Origin of the sequence: Actinokineospora spheciospongiae (assembly GCF_003182415.1) — a bacterium.
GTDB classification, from domain to species: Bacteria; Actinomycetota; Actinomycetes; order Mycobacteriales; family Pseudonocardiaceae; genus Actinokineospora; species Actinokineospora spheciospongiae.
Genome location: NZ_QHCP01000002.1, coordinates 176027 through 197531 on the forward strand (window position 1 = coordinate 176027; position 21505 = coordinate 197531).

A 21505-nucleotide genomic window follows, 5' to 3' on the forward strand; every position below is an offset into this window, starting at 1 on the left:
AGGGAGAGAGAGTCATGAACAGGAAGAGGACGGCGTTGTCCGTCGCGGCGGCGGGGACGGCCACCGGTGTGGTCGGGCTGGTCCTGCTCGCGGCCCCGGCCGGTGCCGACGAGGCACCGCCCACCCTGCCCGAGGTCAGCGCCGAGGCGCTGGTGCAGTCGGTGCTGACCAGCGACGTGCCCGCGCTGTCGGGCACGGTGAAGGTCAGCAGCGACCTGGGCCTGCCGGTGCCCGGCCTGCCCACCGGCGACGAGGCCGTGCGCGTCTACACCGACGGGCAGGGCAAGGCCCGGATCTCGATGGACCAGGGCCGCGGCGAGAAGACGGTCATCGCCGACGGCGCGACCACCTGGCTGTGGAACTCCGCGGACCGCTCGGTCGTGAAGTACGACAGCGCGGCCGAGCACAAGGCCGACCGGTCCACCGAGGAGAAGCTGGCCGACCCGGCGGCGGTGTCGCTGGAGTTCATCACCGCCATGCGGGCGGACTCCACGGTCAGCGTGGACGGCACCGCCAAGGTCGCCGACCGCCCGGCCTACCAGCTCGTGCTGACCCCGAAGCCGACCGAGCGCACGCTGCTGCGCGAGGTGCGCATCGCGGTCGACTCCGAGACCAGGCTGCCGCTGCGGCTGGAGGTCCTGGCCAACGGCTCGGCCGAGCCCGCGCTCAGCGTCGGCTTCACCGAGTTCGCCACCGGCGCGCAGGACGCGGGCCTGTTCACCTTCACCCCGCCCGCGGGCGCGAAGGTGACCGACGGCAACGCCGAGGCGCGCGAGCACCAGCCGACCGAGCAGCAGAAGAAGGACTTCCTGGCGACCATCAACCCGAAGGTCGTCGGCGAGGGTTGGGACACCGTGCTCGTCGGCACCGTCCCGGCCGACCTGCTCAAGGCCGAGGTGTCCGGGAAGGACGCGGACGGCAGGAAGGCCGCGGGCACCCCGCTCGACCTGCTCAAGCAGTTCGGCAAGCCCGTCTCCGGTCCGTTCGGCACCGGCTTCGTGATCACCACCAAGGTCGGCACCGCCCTGGTCGCCGAGGACGGGCGGGTCGCCGTGGGCGCGGTCCCGCAGCAGGTCCTCGTCGACGCCCTCGGGCAGAAGTGAGCGGCTCCACCGAGTTCGGGACGGCCGCGGGTTCGCCCGCGGCCGTCCCGGCCGCCCGGACCCGGGGGTTGCGCAAGGTCTACCGCGGCACGGTCGCGGTGGACAACGTGGACCTCGAGGTGCCCACCGGCGCGGTGCTGGGGATGCTCGGCCCCAACGGTTCCGGCAAGACCACCACCATCCGGATGCTGCTCGGCCTGGTCACCCCCACCGCCGGTGAGGTCGAGCTGCTGGGCCGCAAGCTGCCCGAGGGCGCGGCGGAGTCGCTGCCCGAGGTCGGCGCCCTGGTCGAGGGCCCCGGGTTCCACCCGTTCCTGTCCGGCCGGGAGAACCTGCTGCGCGCCGCCGCCGCCGAGCCGCACCTGTCGACCTCCCGCATCCCGGCGGCGGTCGGCGCCGCGCTGGAGCGGGTCGGCCTCGCGCACGCGGCCAACCGCCGCTTCCGCGGCTACTCCCTGGGCATGAAGCAGCGCCTGGGCCTGGCCGGGGCGCTGCTGGTGCCGCGCAGGCTCGTCGTCCTGGACGAGCCCACCAACGGCCTGGACCCCGCGGGCACCCGGGAGATCCGCACGATCATGGCCGACCTGCACGCCGCGGGCACCACCGTGGTCGTGTCCTCGCACCTGCTCGCCGAGGTCGAGGCCACCTGCACGCACGTGGCCGTGCTCAACCAGGGCACCGTCGTGGCCCAGGGCGAGCTGGCCGACCTGCTCGACGCGGGCAGCGCCACGCTGCTGGTGTCCACCCCGGAGGTCGAGGCCGCGGTGGACGCGCTGCGCGACCACCGCATCCCGGCCCGCTCCCTCGCCGAGGGCATCCGGGTCGACCTGACCGCCACCACCGCCCCCGAGGTGGTGGAGACGCTGGTCAAGGCCGGTGTGCCGGTGCACGAGGTGCGCAGGCAGCGCACCGGCCTGGAAGACCTCTTCGCCCGCCTCACCGAGGACCCGGTCGACGCGGCGGAGCTCGACCCCACCAGCGACCCCCTCGTCCCGCAGGAGACCCGATGACCGCCGCCCTGGACGAGCCGCGCGCCACCGCGCGCCGCGCGCCGCTGACCCGGCTGCTGCGCTCCGAGCTGCGGATGGTGCTGCGCCGCCCGCGCACCCTGATCGGCCTGGCCCTGCTGGCCCTGGTCCCGGTCGTGGCGGGCATCGGCATCGCGATCGCCACCGGCTCGTCGTCCGGGGAATCGGTCGGCGACGGCCTGGCCTCCCTGGTCGAGGGCAACGGCCTGCTGCTGCCCATCTTCGGGCTGACCATGTCGATGACCATGCTGCTGCCACTGACCGGCGCCATGCTCGCCGCCGACGCGCTCGCCGGGGAAGCCGCCAACGGCACCCTGCGCGGGCTGCTCGTGGCCCCGGTCGGGCGGGCCAGGCTGCTGGCGGTGAAGGCCTTCGGCGTGGCCGCGGTCAGCCTGTTCGCCGTGCTGCTGATGGCCGCCACCGGCATCGTCGCGGGCCTGCTGCTGCTCGGCGGCGACGGGATGCTGACCTCCTCGGGCACCACGCTGCCGTTCGGCGCGGGCCTGGGCCGGGTGCTGCTGACGGTCGTGCTGGTCACCGTCCAGGTGTGGGCGCTGGCCGCGGTCGCGCTGGCGGTGTCGGCGTGGACCGAGCACCCGCTGATCGTCGTCGTGGTCAGCCTGGGCGTGGTGATCGTCTCCGGCGTGCTCAGCGTCATCCCCGCCCTGGACTGGCTCACCCCGGCGCTGATCACCACGAGCTGGGAGGCCATCCCGGAGGTCGTCAAGGACCCGCTGCCCACCGCGACGCTGCTGACCGGGGTGCTGCGCGCGGGCTGCTACATCCTCATCGGCTACTCGATCGCCCTGTCCCGGATGCTCACCCGCGACGGCTGACCCACCGGCACCACCCCGCCGGGGTCGAGCACCAGGGACACCCGGGCGCCGACCTGCGGCGCGGCGGCGATCCCGGCCACGGCGTCGACCCGGCCCAGGCCCTCCGCCGCGACCACGAGCAGCACGTGGTCGCGGCGGTGGACCCGGGCCGTCACCTCGCCGTGGACCGGCCCGGGGCCCACGCGCAGCGCGGACGGGCGCAGCCCCACCCGGCCGCGCCGCGGCGGGTCGCCGAACACGGCCAGCTCCGCCGCGTCCAGCACCCGGCCGCAGCCGAGGAAGCGGGCGGTCTCGTCGTCCACCGGGTGCGCCCACACCTCGTCCGGCGTCCCCACCTGCCGGACGCGCCCGGCGCGCATCACCGCGACCCGGTCGGCCAGGGTGAACGCCTCGTCGTGGTCGTGGGTGACCACCAGCGCCGTCGTGCCCGAGACCCGCAGCACCCGGGCCAGGTCGACGGCCAACTGCTCGCGCAGCGCCCGGTCCAGCGCCGACAGCGGCTCGTCGAGCAGCAGCACCCGCGGCCGGGGCGCCAGCGCCCGCGCCAGCGCGACCCGCTGCCGCTCCCCGCCGGACAGCTCACCCACCCGCCGCGCGGCGTGACCGCCCAGCCCCACCAGTTCCAGCAGTTCGCCGACCCGCGCGTCGCGCTCGGCGCGCGGTGTCCCCGCCATCCGCAGTCCGAACGCGACGTTGCCCGCGACGTCGCGGTGCGGGAAGAGCTGCCCGTCCTGGAAGACCAGCCCGAACCCGCGCCGGTGCACCGGGACACCCGACAGGTCCACCCCGTCCCAGCACACCGACCCGGTGCCGACCTCCAGCCCCGCCACCGCCCGCAGCAGCGTCGACTTGCCGCAGCCGGAGGGCCCCAGCAGCGCCAGCACCGACCCGTCCGGCACCTCGAAGTCCACATCGGACACAGCGGCCACGGTCCCGTAGCGCACCGACAACCCCGACACAGCGAGCATCAGAACTCCCCGACCCCGCGCACCCGCAGGCGCTCGACCAGCAGCGCGATCACCACCGTCACCCCCATCAGCAGCGTGCACGCCGCGTAGGCCATCTGGTTGTTCAGCTCCCCCGGCCGCGCCACCAGCCGCCCGATCACCACCGGCAGCGTCGCGGTGTCCGGCCGCACCAGGAAGCTGGTGGCACCGAACTCCCCCAGCGCCACCACGTACCCGAAGGCCGCCGAGGCCAGCAGCGACCGCCCGGCCAGCGGGACGTCGACCTCGCGCCACACCCGCCACGGCCCCGCCCCCAGCGTCGCCGCCGCCTGCCGCAGCCGCTCGTCGACCGACCGCAGCACCGGCAGCAGCGTCCGCACGACGAGCGGGGTCACGACCAGCGCCTGCGCCAGCGGCACCAGCGCCGCCGAGGTCCGCAGGTCCCCCGGCAGCGCGTCCAGCGTGACCAGGTAGCCGAAGCCGACCGTCACCGCCGAGACGCCCAGCGGCAGCATCAGCGCGGTGTCGACGGCCTCCACCACCCCCGGCCGGACCCGGCTGCGCCCCAGCGTCACCAGCGCCACCGAGGCGAGCACCCCCAGCACCAGGGCCAGCAGCGTCGCGTCCGTGGCCACCCGCACCGAGTTCAGCGCCGCCTCCAGGCCGGTGACCTGCAACGAGCCCCGAAAGCCGGTCCCGGCCAGCGCCCGGTACCCGGCGGTCCCGCCCGCGAACGAGCGCACCACCAGCGTCACGATCGGCACCACCAGCAACGCCACCACCGCGTAGCCCAGCCCGGCCGCGACCCACTCCCCACCGCGCGGTCGCCGCACGGTTTCCGCCTGACCGCGCAGGCTCAGCGCGTTCTCCCGCCGCCGCCGCGCCACGGCCCCGACCACCAGCACGCCCACCACGGCCAGGAACTGCACCAGTGACAGCGCCGCCGCGCCCGGCAGGTCCAGCAGCTCCACGGTCCGCAGGTAGATCTCCGTCTCCAGCGTCCGGTGCCGGGCGCCGCCGAGCAGCAGCACCACCCCGAAACTGGTGGCGCAGAACAGGAACACCACCGCCGCTGCCGACCCCAGCGCCGGGGTCAGCGCGGGCAGGGTCACCGAGGTGAACGCCCGCCACCGCGAAGCCCCCAGCGCCCGCGCCGCGTCCTCGGCCCGCCGGTCCACGTGCGCCCACAGCCCGCCGACCGTGCGCGCCACCACGGCCACGTTGAAGAACGCGTTCGCCAGCACGATCGCCACCACCCCGCCGTCGGGCAGCAGCGCCTTGAACGCCAACCCGACCACGACCGTCGGCAGCACGAACGGCACCAGCACCGCCACCCGCACCAGCGCGCCGCCCGGCACCCTGGCCAGCAGGAACGCCACCGGCAGCCCGGCGAGCACCGCCACCGCGGTCGACGCGGCGGCCTGGGCGAGGGTGAACCCCACCAGCCGCCACGTCGCCCCCTCGCCGAGGACCCGCAGGACCCCGGCCGCGCCGGAACCGAACCCGAGCCGCACGATCGCGGCCACCGGCCAGGCGAAGAAGACGGCGAGGAAGCCGAGCGGGACCGCCGCGAACGCCAGCGCCGCCGCTGGCCTCAGCCCCCGACGGTGCTGCGCCACTGCTCGATCCACCGCTGCCGCTGCGCCGCGATGTCGGCGGCGGGCAGGGTCGCGGGCTGCTCCGGCAACGGCGCCGCAGCGGTCCAGGCGTCTGGCAGCGCCACGCCCTCGCGCGCCGGGTAGACGTACATCTTCTCCGGCACGGTCTTCTGGAAGGGCTCCGACAGCAGGAAGTCGAGCACCTTCTTCGCGTCCTCGGGGTTCTTCGCCCCGTTCAGCACCCCGGCGTACTCGACCTGCCGGAAGCAGGTGTCCAGCAGCGCGGCGGTCCGCGCCTTCCCGTCCTCCCCCACCTCAGCCGACGGCGACGACGCGTAGGACACCACGATGGGCCGCGGCCCCTTGCCGGAGGAGCCGGAGAACTCCTGGGTGTAGGCCTCCTCCCACCCGCTGACGACCTTCACGCCGTTGGCCTTGAGCCTGCCCCAGTAGTCGGCCCACCCCTGCTCGCCGTAGTGCGCCACGGTCCCGAGCAGGAACGCCAGACCCGGCGAGGACGTCGCCGGGTCCTCGACCACCAACTTGTCCTTGTACTTCGGGTCCGCCAGGTCCTCGAAGGTCTTGGGCACATCGCCACCGAGCGCCGCGGGGTCCACGTTCACGCACACGTCCCCCACGTCGACCGCCGTGAGCCGCCCGCTGCCGTCGACGGCGTAGCGCTGCGGCCCCTTGTCCGCCTCCGGGCTCCGGTACTCGGCGAACACCCCCTCGTCGAGCGCCCGGGAGGCGAAGGTGTTGTCGACGCCGAAGGCCACGTCCCCGATGGGGTTCGCCTTGGTCAGCACCAACTGGTTGGTCAACGCCCCCGCGTCCCCGCTCTTGCGCGCCTCCACGGTGATCCCGCTCCGCGCCTCGAACTCGTCCAACACCGCCTGGTCGACGTCGAAGGAGTCGTGGGTGACCAGCACGACGGTGCGGTCGACCGGGGCCTCACCCCCCACGGAACAACCGGCGACCACAGCCAGGGCGACCAGGGGGACGAGTCGGCGCATCGGGAACCTTCCTCGGGCGTGTGCACACCACGAGGACCTCCCTGCGCGGGCATGACCCCGATCAGGTTCGTACGGTCGAGGGCTGGGTGGCCCTCCTCTCAGCCCGGCCGATACCGGACTCCCGTGGCGACCCCGACCCTACGCCCAGCGCGGGCAGGCGCGAAGGGCCACCATGGGGGCCATGGCGGAACTGTTGAGCGAGCACGAGCAGGGCAAGGCACTGGGGACGCTGCCGAACTGGAGCCGGGGCGAGGGCTCCCTGGTCCGGGAGGTCGAACTGGAGTCGTTCCCCCAGGCCATCCAGGTGGTCGACCGCGTCGCGGAGATCGCCGAGCGCGACGACCACCACCCGGACATCGACATCCGCTGGCGCACGCTCAAGTTCACCCTCAGCACCCACAGCGAGGGCGGCATCACCGAACTCGACGTCGCCCTGGCCACCGAGATCGACGCCGTCCTCGACGCCCTGGGCTGACCCTCACACCTCCCCGACGAGCGGACTCCCCACCTTCGCGACCTCCGCCCGCACGTCCACGCCCAGCAACTCCAACTTCCGCCACGCCGCGTCCCGCACCGCCTCGTCGAACAGCGGCGCGTACCAGGGCAGCAGGGTGGAGATCTCCACGCTGTGCGCGAGCAACCCCCGATCCTTCAACCGCCACAGCCCGAACGACGGCGTCGGGTCGAGCACCACCCGCCGCGTCGCCCCGACCGCGCCGAACTCCTCGATCATCCACTCGAACGCGGTGGGGTCGTAGCCGATCTCCACCAGCGTGTCCACGCCCAGACGGGCGTCCCGCTCGAACATCGCCACGAGCTGTTCGGTCACCATGGGTGAGAAGTCGTGATCCACTCGGTGACCGTTACCCCGTGGCCGCAACCCGCGCACGCAAGCGTGAAAACCTGAGACCTTGCCCACTTATCGCGCCCGAGCTGCCCACCTCAACGGGCGTTCGCCCCGGCGAGCCCGGCAGACCGGGGCCACGACTCCAGCAGCGCGGCCGCCTTCTCGAACACGCTGGGGCAGGCGTCCTCTCCCAGCACCGACGTCCGTGGCCGGTGAGTGGCGGAGTCGAGCAGCCCGGGGTCGCGGACCCGGGGCGCGTGCCCAGGTCACCCGCCGGGAACTCCAGGTCGCCCAGTGCGAGGTGGTCCGGGGTCACTGGCGAGCCGGTCGAGCAGGCCCGCGCAGCGCTGGCGGCCGACAGCGCCCGGACCCGGTCGTCCCGAGGCGGCGGGTCCAGCTCATTTTCGGGCCACGCCCCCTGGTTCCATTGCGCGGGGCGGCATCCAGGCCCTCCGGAGCGGATTCGCGCTCGGTCGAAACGGCGTAGCGTGGCCGCGGGGGTGTTCGCATGAAGATCGTGTTGCCCGGCGGGACCGGGAACGTCGGGGGATTCCTCAGCCGGGCGCTGGCGGCGGCCGGGCACGACGTGGTCGTGCTGACCAGGCGGGCCGGGGTCGACCTCGGGGGCGGCGTCCGATCGGTGCGGTGGGACGGGCGCACCGTCGGCCCCTGGGCGGAGGAGGTCGACGGCTGCGCGGCGGTGATCAACCTGGCCGGGCGCAGCGTCAGCTGCCGCTACACCGAGGCGAACCTGCGCGAGATGATGGATTCGCGGGTGGACTCCGCGCGGGCCGTCGGCTCGGCTATCGCCCAGGCCTCCGCGCCGCCGCGGGTGTGGTTGCAGATGAGCACCGCGACGATCTACGCGCACCGGTTCGACCGGGCCAACGACGAGGCCACCGGGATCATCGCGGGCGCCGAGCCGGGGGTGCCGGGGTACTGGGCGTTCAGCGCCGAGATCGCCAAGCGGTGGGAACTGGCCCAGGAGCAGGCGCCCACCCCCGACACCCGCAAGGTCGCCCTGCGGACCGCCATGGTGATGAGCCCGGACCGGGGCAGCGTCTTCGACGTCCTGTCCTGGATGGCCCGGCTCAGCCTCGGCGGACCGGTGGCGGGCGGGCGGCAGTACGTCTCCTGGATTCACGACCGGGACTTCCTCCGGGCCGTGGAATTCCTCCTCACCCGGGACGACCTGGCGGGCCCGGTCAACCTCACCGCCCCCGGACCGCTCCCGCAGCGCGAGTTCATGCGGACCCTGCGCCGGGCCTGGCGGATGCCGATCGGCCTGCCCGCGACGAAGTGGATGGCCGAGGTCGGCGCGTTCGCCCTGCGGTCGGACACCGAACTGCTGCTCAAGAGCCGCCGCGTCGTCCCCGGCCGCCTGCTCGACAGCGGGTTCACCTTCGACTTCCCCCGCTGGGAGGACGCCGCCACCGACCTGGCGCGGCGGACCCGGGCACGGAGTCAACCTGACACGTCACCGTCAACTGTGTGACGTCCCCCGCACCGGCGTCCAGATGCCGTCGCGCAGGTTCGCGGGGGATCAGGCGTTGAAGCGGAACTCGGCTGGACCACGCGGTGGAGCAATCTCTGGGCGAATCCACTTCGAGAGGCGCCGGGCCGCTTCCTCGTAGACCAGGGCCCCGGTCGCCATCGCGATCACCAGGTCGTACGCGTCGTCCTCCGGGGCTTCCAGATCAACGCCATTGAGACCATAGAAGACGAAGACAGCCATCCAGCCCAGCCGCTTGTTGCCGTCGACAAGAGGGGGATTGCGGACGATGGATTCCAGGAGCACCGCCGCTTTCCCGTCCAAGCTCGGATAGGCGTCTTGGCCCATGAGCGAAGACTGCGGCCGGTGCGCCGCCGCGTCGAGCAATCCCACGTCCCGGACGTGGGATACACCCAGATCGGCCGCGAGGGCGAGAAGGTCGTCCAGGGTCAGGTATTCGATCGTCACTGCGCCAGGCGATCGAGCAAGGACGCGTACCGCTCGCGCCCGTCCTGCGACAGCGCCCTGACCCGGTCACCACGGACCGACCGGGCCGCGGCCTCGGTGATCGCCCGCACGATCGCTTCGTGCTTGCTCACCCCATGGCTTTCAGCGAGCAAGGTCAGAGCACGCTCCTGCTCTTCATCCAGCCTCAGTGTCATTGCCATACCATCATGATGCCATCGTGGTATCATGATCAACTAAGGCGGGAACGGCACGGGTCAGACGTTGAAGCGGAACTCGACCACGTCGCCGTCGGACATGACGTAGTCCTTGCCCTCGATGCGGACCTTGCCCGCCGACTTGGCCGCGGCCATGGAGCCCGCCTCGACCAGGTCGTCGTAGGAGACGACCTCGGCCTTGATGAAGCCGCGTTCGAAGTCGGTGTGGATGACGCCCGCGGCCTGGGGGGCGGTGGCGCCCTGGGGGATGGTCCAGGCGCGGGATTCCTTGGGGCCCGCCGTCAGGTACGTCTGGAGGCCGAGGGTGTGGAAGCCCGCGCGGGCGAGGGCGTTGAGGCCCGGTTCGGTCTGGCCGACGGACTCCAGCAGTTCCCTGGTGGACTCCTCGTCGAGTTCCAGCAGTTCCGACTCGACCTTCGCGTCCAGGAACACCGCGTCGGCGGGGGCGACCATCCTGGCCAGTTCGGCGACCCGGTTGTCGTCGGTGAGGACCGACTCGTCGGCGTTGAAGACGTAGAGGAACGGCTTGGTGGTGAGCAGGGACAGCTCGCGCAGCAGGGTGACGTCCGTGCCCGCGGCGAAGAGGGTCTTGCCGGAGTCGAGGATGTCCTTGGCCGCGGTGGCCGCGTCGAGGGTGGGGCGCGCCTCCTTGCGAGTGCGGGCCTCCTTCTCCAGGCGGGGGATGGCCTTCTCCAGGGTCTGGAGGTCGGCGAGGATCAGCTCGGTGTTGATCGTCTCGATGTCCGACAGGGGGTTCACCACCCCGTCGACGTGGACGACGTCGGGGTCGTCGAAGACGCGGATGACCTGGCAGATGGCGTTGGCCTCGCGGATGTTGGCGAGGAACTTGTTGCCCAGGCCCGCCCCCTCCGAGGCGCCCTTGACGATCCCGGCGATGTCGACGAAGGACACCACGGCGGGCACGGTCTTCTCGCTGCCGAACACCTCCGCCAGCTTGTCCAGCCGGGGATCGGGCAGCGGGACGATGCCGACGTTGGGCTCGATGGTGGCGAACGGGTAGTTCGCCGCGAGCACGTCGTTGTTCGTCAGGGCGTTGAACAGCGTGGACTTGCCGACGTTGGGCAGGCCGACGATGCCGAGGGTCAAACTCACGGGTCAGGAGTCTACGGTCCGCCCCGGACGGGCTCGCCCACCCGTCCGGGAAGCCAAATAGTTACCAACACCGTTCCCAGTTTTGGTCACTCATCGTCGCTTGGACTGGGCCGTACATCCGCAGTACAGCACCCATTCGCTTGGTAACGATCGCCTCGCTCGCAGCGATGGAGCCACCCTCCGTGCGGAAACGGGTTTGACCACTCGATCGGATTAGCCCAATTGGACGCTAGTCACCATCGAGACGGCGAACAACACTCCGTGAGCGCCCTGCTGTCGTCCGTACACCCGGTCGTGGGAGACGCGCGCCCAGCTCACCCGCTGAGGAAGAAGGAACGTGGGATGATCCAACCCGAATGGCGACGGCGACGCCGCATCGCCCTCGGCATGGCGTTCAGCACGGCGCTGGCCAGCGTCATGCTCGCCACCGGCCCGAACGCGAGCGCCGCGCCGTCCACCCCGGCACCCTCCGACGAGGGCCAGGGCATCGGCAAGCACGACCTGGAGCTGCTGAACAAGGCCCGGCAGGCGGGCCAGAAGACCGTCAAGGTCCTGATCAGCACCACCGAGGGCGGCTCCGCGGCCAAGGTCGACGAGCTGACCAGGGCGGGCGCCGAGGTCGAGTACCGCAAGGACGACATCGGCTACGTCCGCGCCGAGGTCCCGGTCGACCAGGTCAAGAAGATCGCCAAGCTGCCCGGGGTCAGCGCGCTGGACCTCGACGAGAACGTCCCGCTGCCGGACCCGCAGCCCGCGGGCGCGGTCGACCCGACGCCGCAGCCCGCCCCGGGCCCGGCGACGCCGCGGGTGAACCCGTACATGCCGATCGGTGACACGAACGCCGCGCAGTTCGTCAACGACCACCCCACCTGGGACGGCCGCGGCACGACCGTCGCCATCATCGACTCCGGTGTGGACCTCGCCCACCCGTCGCTGAACACCACCAGCACCGGGCAGCGCAAGATCACCGACTGGGTGACCTACACCGACCCCACGTTCACCGGCGGCGTCAACAACGACGACGACCCGACGTGGCTGCTGATGACCACCAAGACCACCGGCGCCGCCCAAGGCCTGCCCGGCGAGACCGGCGAGCTGCGCATCGGCACCTTCGACGAGCGCGACTCCCGCCTCGGCGGCGAGGTCGGCTCCGACGTCAACCGCGACGGCAACCCGGCCGGGTCCAAGGGCACCTTCGGCGTGCTGTGGAACCCGGCGACGAGCACCGTCTGGGTCGACACGAACCAGAACGGCACCTTCGCCGACGACAAGCCGATGACCGACTACAAGGTCAAGTACGACATCGGCCAGTTCGGCACCGACAACCCGGCCACCGCGGTCAAGGAGTCGATGCCGTTCGTCGTGCAGACCGACCCGGCCAACCAGGCCGTGAACATCGGCATCGTCTCCGGCGCGCACGGCTCGCACGTGGCGGGCATCGTCGCGGGCAACCGGCTCTTCGGCGGCACCGTGAACGGCGCGGCGCCCGGCGCCAACCTGGTCTCGGTGCGCGTCTGCCTGTTCGTCGACGGCTGCACCAACCACGCGCTGCTCGAGGGCATGATCTACGCCGCGTCGGTGGCCAACGTCGACGTGATCAACATGTCGATCGGCGGCCTGCCCGCGCTCAACGACGCCAACAACGCGCGCGCCGAGCTGTACGACCGGCTGATCAACACCTACGACGTGAACATGTTCATCTCCGCGGGCAACTCCGGCGCGGGCTCGAACACCGTCGGCGACCCGTCGGTGGCCACCGACGTCGTCTCCGTGGGCTCCTACATCACCAAGGAGACCTGGCGCAGCAACTACGGCTCGGACCTGGGCGTCTCGGAGAGCCTGCACGGCTTCTCCTCGCGCGGTCCGCGCGAGGACGGCGGGTTCAAGCCGAACATCGTCGCCCCGGGTTCGGCGATCTCCACCGTGCCGACCTGGCAGCCGGGCCAGCCGGTGGCGGGCACCTACGAGCTGCCGCCGGGCTACGCCCAGTTCAACGGCACCTCGATGGCCTCCCCGCAGGCCGCGGGCGCGGCGACGCTGCTGGTCAGCGCCGCCAAGGCCAAGGGCGTCCCGGCCGGGGCGGCGCAGATCCGCGCCGCGTTCTACTCGACCGCCCGGTTCGTCAACGGCCTCGGCGCCTACGAGCAGGGCAACGGCCTGATCGACGTGCGCAAGGCCTGGAACCTGCTCAAGAACAACCCGAGCACGGTCGACATCACCACCTCGGTGCCGGTCAACACCGCGCTGTCCGCCTTCCTCAAGACCCCGGGCGTCGGCGTCGGCATCAACGACCGCGAGGGCGTGAAGCCGGGTGACACCTACACCCGCACCTACACCCTGACCCGCACCAGCGGCCCGGCCTCGCCGGTGACCTACAAGGTCGACTGGGTGGGCAACGACGGCACCTTCAGCTCCGACAAGAAGGTGACGCTGCCGCTCAACAGCGCGGTCAAGTTCCCGGTGACGGTCAAGGCGGGGACCGCGGGCATCCACTCCGCGATCATGAACCTGGACAGCCCGACGACCGGGGCGATCGACGGCCAGACCCTCAACACCGTCGTGGCGGCCCAGGACTTCACCGCGGCCAACGGCTACACGGTGCGCAACGGCGGGCAGATCGGCCGCAACCAGTCGAAGTCGTACTTCTTCCGCGTCCCGCCGGGCACCCCGGCGTTCAAGGTCGACCTGCAGGGCGGCGGGACCACCCCGGGCGCGGGCCAGATCCGCTTCCTGCGGTTCCACCCGTACGGCGTCGGCATCGAGTCCAACTCCACGCCGAACTGCTACAACCCGTCGGTCTCCGGCTGCGACGCCGGTGACCCGACCAGCCGCACGGTCAGCAACCCGCAGGCGGGTGTGTGGGAGATCGTGGTGGAGGCCCGCCGCACCTCCGACGCCGCCACCGCGCCGTTCACGCTGACCGCCTCGGTGCTCGGCGCGACCGTGTCCCCGAACCCGGACACGATCGCCTCGGCCACCAAGGGCACGCCGGTCGCCAGGACGTACACGCTGAAGAACCTGTTCGGCCCGTTCACCGGCAAGGCGAGCGGCACGAACCTGGGCAGCGCCAAGAAGGGCGTGCTGTCCATCGCGGACGGCGCGAGCCAGCAGTACCAGATCGCGGTGAGCCCGGGCTCCACGTCGCTGCGGGTCAAGATCGGCAACACCTCCGACGCGGGTGCCGACCTCGACCTGGCCGTGTACCGCTGCGCGCCGTCGTGCGCGCTGGTGGGCCAGTCGGCCGACGGCGACTCCGAGGAGGAGGTGACCATCGCCAACCCGGCGGCGGGCACCTACGTGGCGCTGGTCGACGGTTACGCGGTGCCCGCGGGCACCACGGACTACGACTACCTCGACGTGTTCACCAACCCGGCCTTCGGGTCGGTGGCGGTCACCGACGCCAACGCCAACCGGGCCGCGGGCGCGTCCTGGACGGTGCCGGGCACGGTGACGGCGAACCTGGCCCCGGCCGCGGGCCGGGTCCTGCTGGGCAACGTCGAGGTGCGCACCGACGCCGGTGTGCTCGTCGGCTCCGGCGACGTGGTCGTGCAAGCGGTTTCGTGACCTGCCGCACCGGGTGATCACCCGGTGGCCGACGGCTGCGGGGACCTGCCCTTCCGGGCAGGTCCCCGTTGTCATTTCCGCCAACCCGAGGCACATGTCTCTTTCTCGCCAGACCAGCGGGTCCGCCGCCGGCAGCATGGTCCGGTGTTGATCGACCCGGAGCTGGCCCACCGCGCCGCCGCCGTCCGCGACACGCGGTTCGACGGGCAGCTCATCCTGGCTGTCCGCACGACCGGGGTCTACTGCAGGCCCGCCTGCCCGGCGGCCACCGCCCGGCGGCGCACCGCCGAGTTCTTCCCCACCGCCGCGGCGGCCCAGCAGCAGGGCTACCGCGCCTGCCTGCGCTGCCTGCCCGACGTCGTCCCCGGCTCCCCGGAGTGGAACACCCGCGGCGACCTGGCGGGCCGGGCGATGCGGCTGATCCTCGACGGGGTCATCGAGCGGGAGGGCGTGCCGGGCCTGGCGCGGCGGGTGGGCTACTCCGAGCGGCACCTGACCCGGGTGCTCACCGCGGAGCTGGGCGCGGGCCCGCTGGCGCTGGCCAGGGCGCAGCGCGCGCACCTGGCCCGGCTGCTGATCGAGACGACCGCGCTGACGGTGTCGGACGTGGCGTTCGCCTCCGGCTTCGCCAGCGTCCGCCAGTTCAACGACACGGTCCGCTCCGTGTTCGCCGCCACCCCCTCGGAGCTGCGCACGGCCGCGAGCCGCCGGGTCGGGCGAAGACGCCACCCCGCCACCCCCGGCCGCGTCACCCTCCGCCTCCCCGTGCGGACCCCGTTCGACGCCGCGGGCATCCTGGCGTTCCTCGGCGCCCGCGCCATCCCCGGGGTCGAGAGCGCCTCCCCCGGCCGCTACGCCCGCACCCTGCGCCTGCCGCACGGCCCCGCCACCGCCCACCTGCGCCCCGCGGGCACCCACGTCGAGTGCACCCTCCGCCTGGCCGACCTGCGCGACCTGGGCACCGCCGTGGCCCGCCTCCGCCGCCTCTTCGACCTCGACGCCGACCCCACCGCGATCGACCGGGTGCTGGCGGCGGACCCGGCCCTGGCCCCGTCGGTGGCGGCCATCCCCGGCATCCGCGTCCCCGGCAGCGTGGACGGCACCGAGACGGTGCTGCGCGCCCTGCTGGGCCAGCAGCTCACGGTGTCGGCGGCCCGGGCCGCCGCCCGCCGGTTGAGCGACTCGGTGGGTGAGCCGCTGCCCGCGCCGGACGGTGAGCTGACGACGCTGTTCCCGTCGGCGGCGGCGGTGGCCGAGCGGGGGGCGGAGGTGTTGGCGGGGCCGACCCGGCGGGTGGACACGATCCGGGCCGTGTGCGCCGCGATCGCTTCCGGGGAGCTGGAGTTGCACGTGGGGGTTGATCCGGAGACGTTGCGGTCCCGGTTGCAGTCCTATCCGGGGATCGGGCCGTCGACCGCCGGGTACGTGGTCATGCGGTTGCTCGGGGAGCCGGACATCCTGCCGCCCAACGACATCGCGGTGCGGACGGGCGCGGGTCCCGCTATGTCCACATCGGACGATTCCGGGGATCGTGGGCGGTTGTGGAGCCCGTGGCGCTCCTACGCCGGAATGCACCTGTGGCGGGCCACGGCCCGCGCGACACCGGAGCCCTAGACGCCGGTCACCTGGATGGTGGAGCCGGTGCGGGCCTTGGCGACGCGGAGGCGGACGGGGACGCGTTGGCGGAGTTCTTCGACGTGGGAGACCAGGCCGACCACCCGGCCGCCGGAGCGGAGGTCGTCGAGGATGGTCATGACGTCATCGAGGGTGTTGGCGTCGAGGGTGCCGAAGCCCTCGTCGACGAAGAGGGTGTCGAGGAGGGCTCCGCCGGATTCGGCGGCGACCACGTCGGCCAAGCCGAGGGCCAGGGCCAGGGAGGCGATGAAGGACTCGCCGCCGGAGAGGGTCTTGGCGGGGCGGACCCGGCCGGAGTAGTCGTCGAGGACGTCGAGGCCGAGGCCGCCGCGGGTGCCGTGCCTGCCCGCCGCCGCCGAGTGCTGGAAGGAGTAGCGGCCCTGGCTCATCTCGCGGAGGCGGGCGGAGGCCGACAGGGCCACCTCCTCCAAGCGGGCCGCGAGGACGTAGGAGCGCAGCGACATCTTGGCGGCGTTCTGGCCGCGGCCGTTGACCACGTCGGTCAGGGCGTCGAGTTCGGCGAAGTCCGCTTCCACCGGGGCCAGGGCCGTCCACGCCGCGCGCAGGCGCTTGCCGAGGTCGCGGACGTCGACGAAGCGGGCGTGCGCCTGCTGGGCCGACGCGTACGCCTGCTGGGCGTCGGCGCGGGCGACGGCGGCGGCTTCCACCAGTGGCCCGAGGTCGACCGCCGTGTCCGGGAGGACGCCGGACAGGTCCGGGTCCGACAGGGTCGCCCGGTGTTGCTTCTCCGCGGCGGCGGCGTCGGCGAGCCTGCCCCGGAGCTTGTCGACGACGGTGTCCTCGCGGGCCGCGCCCAGCGCCTCGCCCGGTGAACCGAACCCGGCGAGGGTGACCGCGTCGCGCACCGCGCGCTCCTGCTCGACCACCCGCTCCCGGGCCGCCGCCAGCGCGGCGCACGCGTCCGCCAGCCGGTCCACCAGCGCGACCCGGCGCTGCACGTCGCCCACCCGGTCGGCGACGGTGGCGAACGACCCGCGCGCCCGCTCCACCGTGGACCGGCGTTCCGCGATCACCGCCACCAACTGCACCCGGGTGGACCCCAGCGACGCCAGGGTGCGGTCCAGCTCGTCGCGCCGCGCCCGCAGCCCCTCGGCGTCCTGCTCGACGTCCTGGAGTTCCTTCCCCAGCACCTCGAACCGGGCCGCGGCCTCGCGGGCCGCCTCGAACCGGGTGCGGACCTCGGTGGACTCGGCGTCGAGGTCGACCTCCGCCCACGGGGTGAGCCGCGCCAGCAGCGCGTCGACCGCCGCCTGGGCCGCGACGACCTGTTCCCGCCCGCGTTCCCTGGCCCGCAGCGCCTCCTGCTCGGCCTCCTGCGCGGCCCGCTCGTCGGCGGCCGTGGCCACGACGTCCGAGGGGTGCGCGGGCACCGGGTGCGCCGCGGACCCGCAGACCGGGCACGGCTGCCCGTCGGCCAGCCCGGCGGCCAGTTCCGCCGCCATCCCGTCCAGCCGCGCCTGCCGCAGCACCTGCACCCGCTCGCGGGCGTCCTGGTGGGCGTCGACGACCTCGCGGTCGTGGTCCCGGGCGTCCTCCAGGGCCGCGCGGGCGCGCGGCAGCCCGTCCCGGTCGCGCGCGGCGGCGGCCAGTTCGTCGCGCCGGGCCCGCAGCCCGTCCACCGCGGCCCTGGCCGCGGTGGCCTCCGCCAGCGCCTCCCGCGCCGCCGCGATCCGCTCGGGGAACCCGGAGAGCCGCGACGCCACGCGAACCCGTTCGTCCTCCGCCGACCCGACCTGCCGCAGCAGCGCCGACAGCCGTTCCTCGTCCTGCTCCTGCCGGTCCGCCTCGGCGACCAGCCCGCCCAGCGCCCCGGCTTCCTCGCGCAGCCCACCGGCCAGCGCCCGCAGTTCCTCGACGTCCGAGGACACCGGGAGCCCGTGCCGCTCCGCCGCGTCCGCGTGTTGCCGGACGGCGGCCTCCGCGACCTCGACGGCCCGCCGGGCCCGCCGCGACTGCTCCTCGGCGGCCACCACCGGCTGCGCCCGCCGGGCGTCGTCCAGCTCCGCGCGCCACGCCGCCCTGGCCCCGGCCTGCGCGGCCAGTTCCGCCAGTTCGTCGGTGGCCCGGCGGACCCGCCGCGCCTTCTCCGCCAGCGACTTCCCCCGGGCCAGTTCCTCCTCGGCCTCGGTCCGCACGGCGGCGGTCCGCTCCACCGCCGCCGAGGTCTCCCGGTCCAGGACCGCCGCGGCCGAGACGACCCCGTCCAGCCACTCGACGTCCGGTTCCTCCGGCGGCTCGTCCCCGGCGGCCTGCGCGAAGCGGGCCAGCAGCTCGCCCGCGCCGACCCTGGCCCGGTCCAGTTCGCGGCGCCGCTCCTGGCGGCGGTCGCGGAACCAGCGCTCGACGCGCTCGAAGTTCTGCGTGCCGAACAGCTTCTCCAGCAGCGTCTCGCGCTCGTCGGTGCTCGACCGCAGGAACCGGGCGAAGTCGCCCTGCGGCAGCAGGACCACCTGGAAGAACTGGTCCTTGGTCATGCCAAGGAGCCGCTCCACGGTGTCGGCGACCTCGTCGATGCGGGTGATGCCGTCCGGGGCGTGCCCGGAGGGGGCGGTGCCGACCCAGCTCAGCGACACCTTGGCGTTCTGCGTGGTGACGCCCGCGCCGCGCTTCTTGGGGCGCTCGTACTCCGGGGAGCGCACGATCCGCAGCCGGTGCGACTGCACGGTGAGGTCGAGGGCGACCTGGGTGTGCAGGTCGGCGGAGGCGTGGTCGCAGCGCAGCCGCTTGGTCTCGCCGCGCATCCCGGGCACCGAGCCGAACAGCGCGAACGCCACCGCGTCGAGCAACGTGGTCTTGCCCGCGCCGGTGTCGCCGTGCAGCAGGAACAGGCCCTCGGCGCCGAGCACGTCGAAGTCGACCTCCTCGGTGCCCGCGTACGGCCCGAACGCCGACAGCTCCAACCGGTGCAGCCTCACCGGCGACCCTCCGCGGCCACGGCGGCCAGCGCCTCGCGCAGCAGCGCCTCCTCGGTCCCGGTCGGCTCGCTGCCGCGCACGTCGGTGACGAAGCAGCAGGCGACCTCCTCGTCCGGTTTGCCGCGCACGGCCTCGCGGTAGCGCAGCTCCGCCGTCCCGCCCTCCGGGTTCCACTCCAGGTGCGCCGCGTGCGGGAACCGCTCCCGCAACCGGCGCATGGCGTCCAGCGGCCGGACCCGGTCGGTCAGTTCCACGCTGAGGAACTTGTCCACCAGCGGTTCGTGCGCCGGGTCCACCAGCAGGTCCTCCAGTTCCCCGCGCACCGAGGCCAGTTCGCGCGGCACCGGCAGCTCACGCCGTTCCACACCGAGCAGCCCGCCCGCGTCGAGCTCCACCAGCCACACCGACTTGCGCTGCCGGGCCTCGGAGAACGAGTACGCCAGCGGGCTGCCCGAGTAGCGCAGGTTCTCCGCGAGCACCTGCGGGCCGTGCAGGTGCCCGAGCGCCACGTAGTCCACGCCGTCGAAGGTCGAGCCGGGCACGTGCGGCACCCCGCCGACGGCGATGGTCCGCTCGGAGTCGCTGATCTCGCCCCCGGTCACGAAGGCGTGCGCGAGGACCACCGACCGCGTGCCCTCCGGCCGCCCGGCCAGGTCCTCGCGCACCCGGCGCATCGCCTCGCCGAGCACGCCGCTGTGCCCGCGCAGCTCCGGCATGCCCAGGGCGTGCCGGGCGGGTTCGGGTTCGAGGTAGGGGATGCCGTAGAGGGCGACCGGGCCGTGCGCGTCGGCCAGCAGCACCGGCCGGTGCAGGTCGGCGGCGGTGGTGCGCAGGTGCAGCCCGCCCGCCTCGGCGAACCCGGCGAACGCCCCCAGCCGCGCGGCCGAGTCGTGGTTGCCCGGGGTGATCACGATCCGCGCGCCCGCCTCGGCGAGCCTGCCCAGCACCCGCGTGCAGGTGGCCACCGCCTCGGCGGAGGGCACCGCGCGGTCGTAGAGGTCGCCGGACACCACGACCGCGTCGACGCGCTCGTCGGTGACCAGGTCGGCGAGGCCGCCGAGCACGGTCTCCTGTTCGGCGAGCAGGTCGCGGCCGTGGAACGTGCGCCCGACGTGCCAGTCGGAGGTGTGCAGCACGCGCATGAGCGACCACGGTAGGACGTCGGCGCGCCCGGCCGGGGCAGACACGCCGACCGAACGCGCGTTCGACCCGCGACCTACCGCGCGGCGGGCAGCGGGCGACCCGTCTCCAGGTAGGACTTGAGGCCGGAGGCCACCAGCGGCCACCCCTCGCCGACCATCGCCCGAACGGTGCTGCCCGGCTCGAACCCGCCGTGCACCACGGTGAGCTTGACCAGCTCGCCCTCCGGCTCGATCTCGAAGGTGACCCGCGAGCGGGACTCCGCGGCGAGCCGGGCGCGCAGCTCCTCGGCGATGCCCACGCGCTCGGCCCAGGTGGTGGTGAAGGTGTGCCAGGTGTAGCTCAGCCGCCGGGGCGGGTCGGACTCCAGCACCACCTGCTCCGGGTCGTCCTCGCCGTCCCAGCTCATGGGGGCGCCCTCGTCCCAGGTGGAGAGCTGTTCGGTGCCCCACCAGTACTCGCGGGTGAAGGCGGGGTCGGTCAGCGCCCGCCACAGCTTCTCGGGGGTGGTGTCGATGTAGGTGGTGTAGACGAAGTCGGGGTCGGTCACGGGGTTCTCCATGCGGCGCTTGAGGTCGGCGAGGGCTTGCGCGCGGGGGCGGTCGTAGCGCCGAATCCAGCGGTCGGCTCAGTCGTCCGCGGACCCGTCCACCTCGAACAGCCCGTTGGGCTCGTCCACCCGGCGGATGGCGGGCAGCGGCGTCGGGCTGCCCGCCGCGTCGGTCAGCGGCGCCACCGCGCCCCGGAACTGCTCCAAGGCGTCCAGCTCCCGGCGCCGGGCCGAGATGAAGCGCTGCAGGTGCGTGCTCGACAGGTTCACCGCGTCCAGGGCGCCCGCGGCGGCCCGGTGCGCCGCGGCCGACTGCGCCCGGACGGCGGCGACGTCGGCGGCGATCGTGCGCTCGGTGGCGGCGAACAGCGCGGCCGAGGCGATGACGGCGAACCCGGTGGGCCCGCACAGGAACACCCGCCGGTCCATCAGCCAGCGCAGCAGCTCCGGGTCGGCGTCCAGGGCGGCCACGACGGCGGCGTCGGACGGGACGAACATGATCGTCCCGTAGATGGCGTCCGCCCAGCGCTGGTAGCCCTTGCCCGCCAGGTCGACCGCCCGGGAGCGGATGTTGCGCACGTGCACCCGCAGCGCGTCCAGCCGCTCCTCGGCGTCGTCGGTCTCCACCGCCTCGACCCAGGTGGCCATGCTCATCTTCGCGTCGACCGGGACGCGGCGGCCGTCGCCGACGAGCAGCAGCAGGTCCGGCCGGGCCGCGCCGCCGCCCGCCACGTCGGTCTGCACGGAGAAGTGCAGCCCCTCGCGCATCCCCAGCGCCCGCGCGGTCTCCACCAGCACCTGCTCGCCCAGCTCACCGCGACCGCTGATGGAGGCGAACGCGACCTCGTAGCGGCGCAGCGCGCTCTGGTGGGCGTCGGAGCGCACCCGCTCGGCGGTCACCTCGGCGCGGAAGGCGTCCGCCCGGCGGTTGCTGTCGTCGTACAGGCGCCGGAACACCACCAGGGCGGCGGCCAGCAGCAGCGCCAGCACAGCGGTCAGGGTGCCGAACACGGCGGTCAC

The 21505-nt window shown here is 73.5% G+C and carries 18 protein-coding genes and 1 riboswitch; of the genes, 7 read left to right on the plus strand and 11 right to left on the minus strand.

The window, feature by feature from the left end:
• Positions 1 to 14 precede the first annotated feature (14 nt).
• From DFQ13_RS04420 to DFQ13_RS04430, 3 genes are read left to right on the plus strand one after another with little or no spacing between them, the layout of a single operon-like run.
• On the plus strand, positions 15 to 1103 hold the full coding sequence (locus tag DFQ13_RS04420; protein WP_110078918.1) for a LolA family protein: 1089 nt from the start codon (positions 15 to 17) through the stop codon (positions 1101 to 1103).
• Positions 1100 to 2113, plus strand: coding sequence for an ABC transporter ATP-binding protein (locus DFQ13_RS04425; protein WP_110078919.1), 1014 nt, complete (start codon positions 1100 to 1102; stop codon positions 2111 to 2113). The genes DFQ13_RS04420 and DFQ13_RS04425 overlap by 4 nt, the downstream gene beginning before the upstream one ends.
• Complete coding sequence (locus DFQ13_RS04430) at positions 2110 to 2967, plus strand: ABC transporter permease subunit (RefSeq protein ID WP_035280677.1); 858 nt, start codon at positions 2110 to 2112, stop codon at positions 2965 to 2967. Before DFQ13_RS04425 ends, DFQ13_RS04430 begins: the two co-directional genes overlap by 4 nt.
• Here the strand turns inward: DFQ13_RS04430 and DFQ13_RS04435 are convergent.
• Genes DFQ13_RS04435 through DFQ13_RS04445 form a run of 3 tightly spaced genes read right to left on the minus strand, consistent with a single transcriptional unit; the run spans position 2925 to position 6525 of the window.
• On the minus strand, positions 2925 to 3938 hold the full coding sequence (locus tag DFQ13_RS04435; RefSeq protein ID WP_035280728.1) for an ABC transporter ATP-binding protein: 1014 nt from the start codon (positions 3936 to 3938) through the stop codon (positions 2925 to 2927). The genes DFQ13_RS04430 and DFQ13_RS04435 overlap by 43 nt on opposite strands.
• Complete coding sequence (locus DFQ13_RS04440; protein WP_110078920.1) at positions 3935 to 5533, minus strand: ABC transporter permease; 1599 nt, start codon at positions 5531 to 5533, stop codon at positions 3935 to 3937. Before DFQ13_RS04440 ends, DFQ13_RS04435 begins: the two co-directional genes overlap by 4 nt.
• Positions 5509 to 6525: a thiamine ABC transporter substrate-binding protein gene (locus tag DFQ13_RS04445; RefSeq protein ID WP_110078921.1), complete on the minus strand. Its 1017-nt coding sequence runs from the start codon at positions 6523 to 6525 to the stop codon at positions 5509 to 5511. Before DFQ13_RS04445 ends, DFQ13_RS04440 begins: the two co-directional genes overlap by 25 nt.
• A 21-nt stretch (positions 6526 to 6546) precedes the next feature.
• A riboswitch (TPP riboswitch) is annotated at positions 6547 to 6660 on the minus strand.
• Positions 6661 to 6706: 46 nt separating this feature from the next.
• Between DFQ13_RS04445 and DFQ13_RS04450 the strand changes: the two genes are divergently transcribed.
• Entirely contained in the window at positions 6707 to 7000 is a 294-nt protein-coding gene (locus DFQ13_RS04450) for a 4a-hydroxytetrahydrobiopterin dehydratase (RefSeq protein ID WP_035280680.1), read from the plus strand.
• A gap of 3 nt (positions 7001 to 7003) precedes the next feature.
• Here the strand turns inward: DFQ13_RS04450 and DFQ13_RS04455 are convergent, their stop codons facing one another.
• Positions 7004 to 7357 (minus strand): hypothetical protein, encoded by a 354-nt coding sequence (locus tag DFQ13_RS04455; RefSeq protein WP_110078922.1) that lies wholly within the window; start codon positions 7355 to 7357, stop codon positions 7004 to 7006.
• Positions 7358 to 7880: 523 nt separating this feature from the next.
• Between DFQ13_RS04455 and DFQ13_RS04465 the strand changes: the two genes are divergently transcribed.
• Positions 7881 to 8867, plus strand: a complete 987-nt coding sequence (locus tag DFQ13_RS04465) for an epimerase (protein WP_110078923.1) — start codon at positions 7881 to 7883, stop codon at positions 8865 to 8867.
• Positions 8868 to 8915: 48 nt separating this feature from the next.
• Here the strand turns inward: DFQ13_RS04465 and DFQ13_RS04470 are convergent, their stop codons facing one another.
• The 3 genes from DFQ13_RS04470 to ychF are packed head-to-tail and all read right to left on the minus strand — an operon-like array spanning position 8916 to position 10660.
• Positions 8916 to 9332 (minus strand): type II toxin-antitoxin system death-on-curing family toxin, encoded by a 417-nt coding sequence (locus tag DFQ13_RS04470; RefSeq protein WP_110078924.1) that lies wholly within the window; start codon positions 9330 to 9332, stop codon positions 8916 to 8918.
• The gene (locus tag DFQ13_RS04475) at positions 9329 to 9532 is read right to left on the minus strand and encodes a ribbon-helix-helix domain-containing protein (RefSeq protein ID WP_110078925.1); all 204 of its coding nucleotides are present in this window, start codon (positions 9530 to 9532) and stop codon (positions 9329 to 9331) included. Before DFQ13_RS04475 ends, DFQ13_RS04470 begins: the two co-directional genes overlap by 4 nt.
• Before the next feature lie 54 nt (positions 9533 to 9586).
• Positions 9587 to 10660, minus strand: coding sequence for a redox-regulated ATPase YchF (gene ychF / locus DFQ13_RS04480; protein WP_110078926.1), 1074 nt, complete (start codon positions 10658 to 10660; stop codon positions 9587 to 9589).
• Positions 10661 to 11002: 342 nt separating this feature from the next.
• Between ychF and DFQ13_RS04485 the strand changes: the two genes are divergently transcribed.
• Positions 11003 to 14224 (plus strand): S8 family serine peptidase, encoded by a 3222-nt coding sequence (locus tag DFQ13_RS04485; RefSeq protein ID WP_110078927.1) that lies wholly within the window; start codon positions 11003 to 11005, stop codon positions 14222 to 14224.
• A gap of 144 nt (positions 14225 to 14368) precedes the next feature.
• The gene (locus DFQ13_RS04490) at positions 14369 to 15838 is read left to right on the plus strand and encodes an AlkA N-terminal domain-containing protein (protein WP_110078928.1); all 1470 of its coding nucleotides are present in this window, start codon (positions 14369 to 14371) and stop codon (positions 15836 to 15838) included.
• On the opposite strand, the gene DFQ13_RS04495 is transcribed toward DFQ13_RS04490, so the two are convergent.
• From DFQ13_RS04495 to rmuC, 4 genes are all read right to left on the minus strand, one after another.
• Positions 15835 to 18795 (minus strand): AAA family ATPase, encoded by a 2961-nt coding sequence (locus tag DFQ13_RS04495; RefSeq protein WP_110078929.1) that lies wholly within the window; start codon positions 18793 to 18795, stop codon positions 15835 to 15837. The two genes, DFQ13_RS04490 and DFQ13_RS04495, sit on opposite strands and share 4 nt — an antisense overlap.
• The gene (locus DFQ13_RS04500) at positions 18792 to 19937 is read right to left on the minus strand and encodes an exonuclease SbcCD subunit D (RefSeq protein WP_110078930.1); all 1146 of its coding nucleotides are present in this window, start codon (positions 19935 to 19937) and stop codon (positions 18792 to 18794) included. Before DFQ13_RS04500 ends, DFQ13_RS04495 begins: the two co-directional genes overlap by 4 nt.
• 74 nt (positions 19938 to 20011) lie before the next feature.
• On the minus strand, positions 20012 to 20485 hold the full coding sequence (locus DFQ13_RS04505; RefSeq protein WP_325050895.1) for an SRPBCC family protein: 474 nt from the start codon (positions 20483 to 20485) through the stop codon (positions 20012 to 20014).
• A gap of 78 nt (positions 20486 to 20563) precedes the next feature.
• Positions 20564 to 21505 carry a DNA recombination protein RmuC gene (gene rmuC, locus DFQ13_RS04510; protein ID WP_110078932.1) on the minus strand — a complete coding sequence of 314 codons (942 nt, stop codon included), beginning with the start codon at positions 21503 to 21505 and terminating at the stop codon, positions 20564 to 20566.

What these genes read in the sequence shown, in the direction of transcription:
- DFQ13_RS04420 (WP_110078918.1), top strand. Translation starts at nt 15, where the DNA reads ATGAACAGGAAGAGGACGGCGTTGTCCGTCGCGGCGGCGGGGACGGCC.
- DFQ13_RS04430 (WP_035280677.1), top strand. Translation starts at nt 2,110, where the DNA reads ATGACCGCCGCCCTGGACGAGCCGCGCGCCACCGCGCGCCGCGCGCCG.
- DFQ13_RS04445 (WP_110078921.1), bottom strand. Translation starts at nt 6,525, where the DNA reads ATGCGCCGACTCGTCCCCCTGGTCGCCCTGGCTGTGGTCGCCGGTTGT.
- DFQ13_RS04450 (WP_035280680.1), top strand. Translation starts at nt 6,707, where the DNA reads ATGGCGGAACTGTTGAGCGAGCACGAGCAGGGCAAGGCACTGGGGACG.
- DFQ13_RS04455 (WP_110078922.1), bottom strand. Translation starts at nt 7,357, where the DNA reads ATGGTGACCGAACAGCTCGTGGCGATGTTCGAGCGGGACGCCCGTCTG.
- DFQ13_RS04465 (WP_110078923.1), top strand. Translation starts at nt 7,881, where the DNA reads ATGAAGATCGTGTTGCCCGGCGGGACCGGGAACGTCGGGGGATTCCTC.
- DFQ13_RS04475 (WP_110078925.1), bottom strand. Translation starts at nt 9,532, where the DNA reads ATGGCAATGACACTGAGGCTGGATGAAGAGCAGGAGCGTGCTCTGACC.
- DFQ13_RS04485 (WP_110078927.1), top strand. Translation starts at nt 11,003, where the DNA reads ATGATCCAACCCGAATGGCGACGGCGACGCCGCATCGCCCTCGGCATG.
- DFQ13_RS04500 (WP_110078930.1), bottom strand. Translation starts at nt 19,937, where the DNA reads ATGCGCGTGCTGCACACCTCCGACTGGCACGTCGGGCGCACGTTCCAC.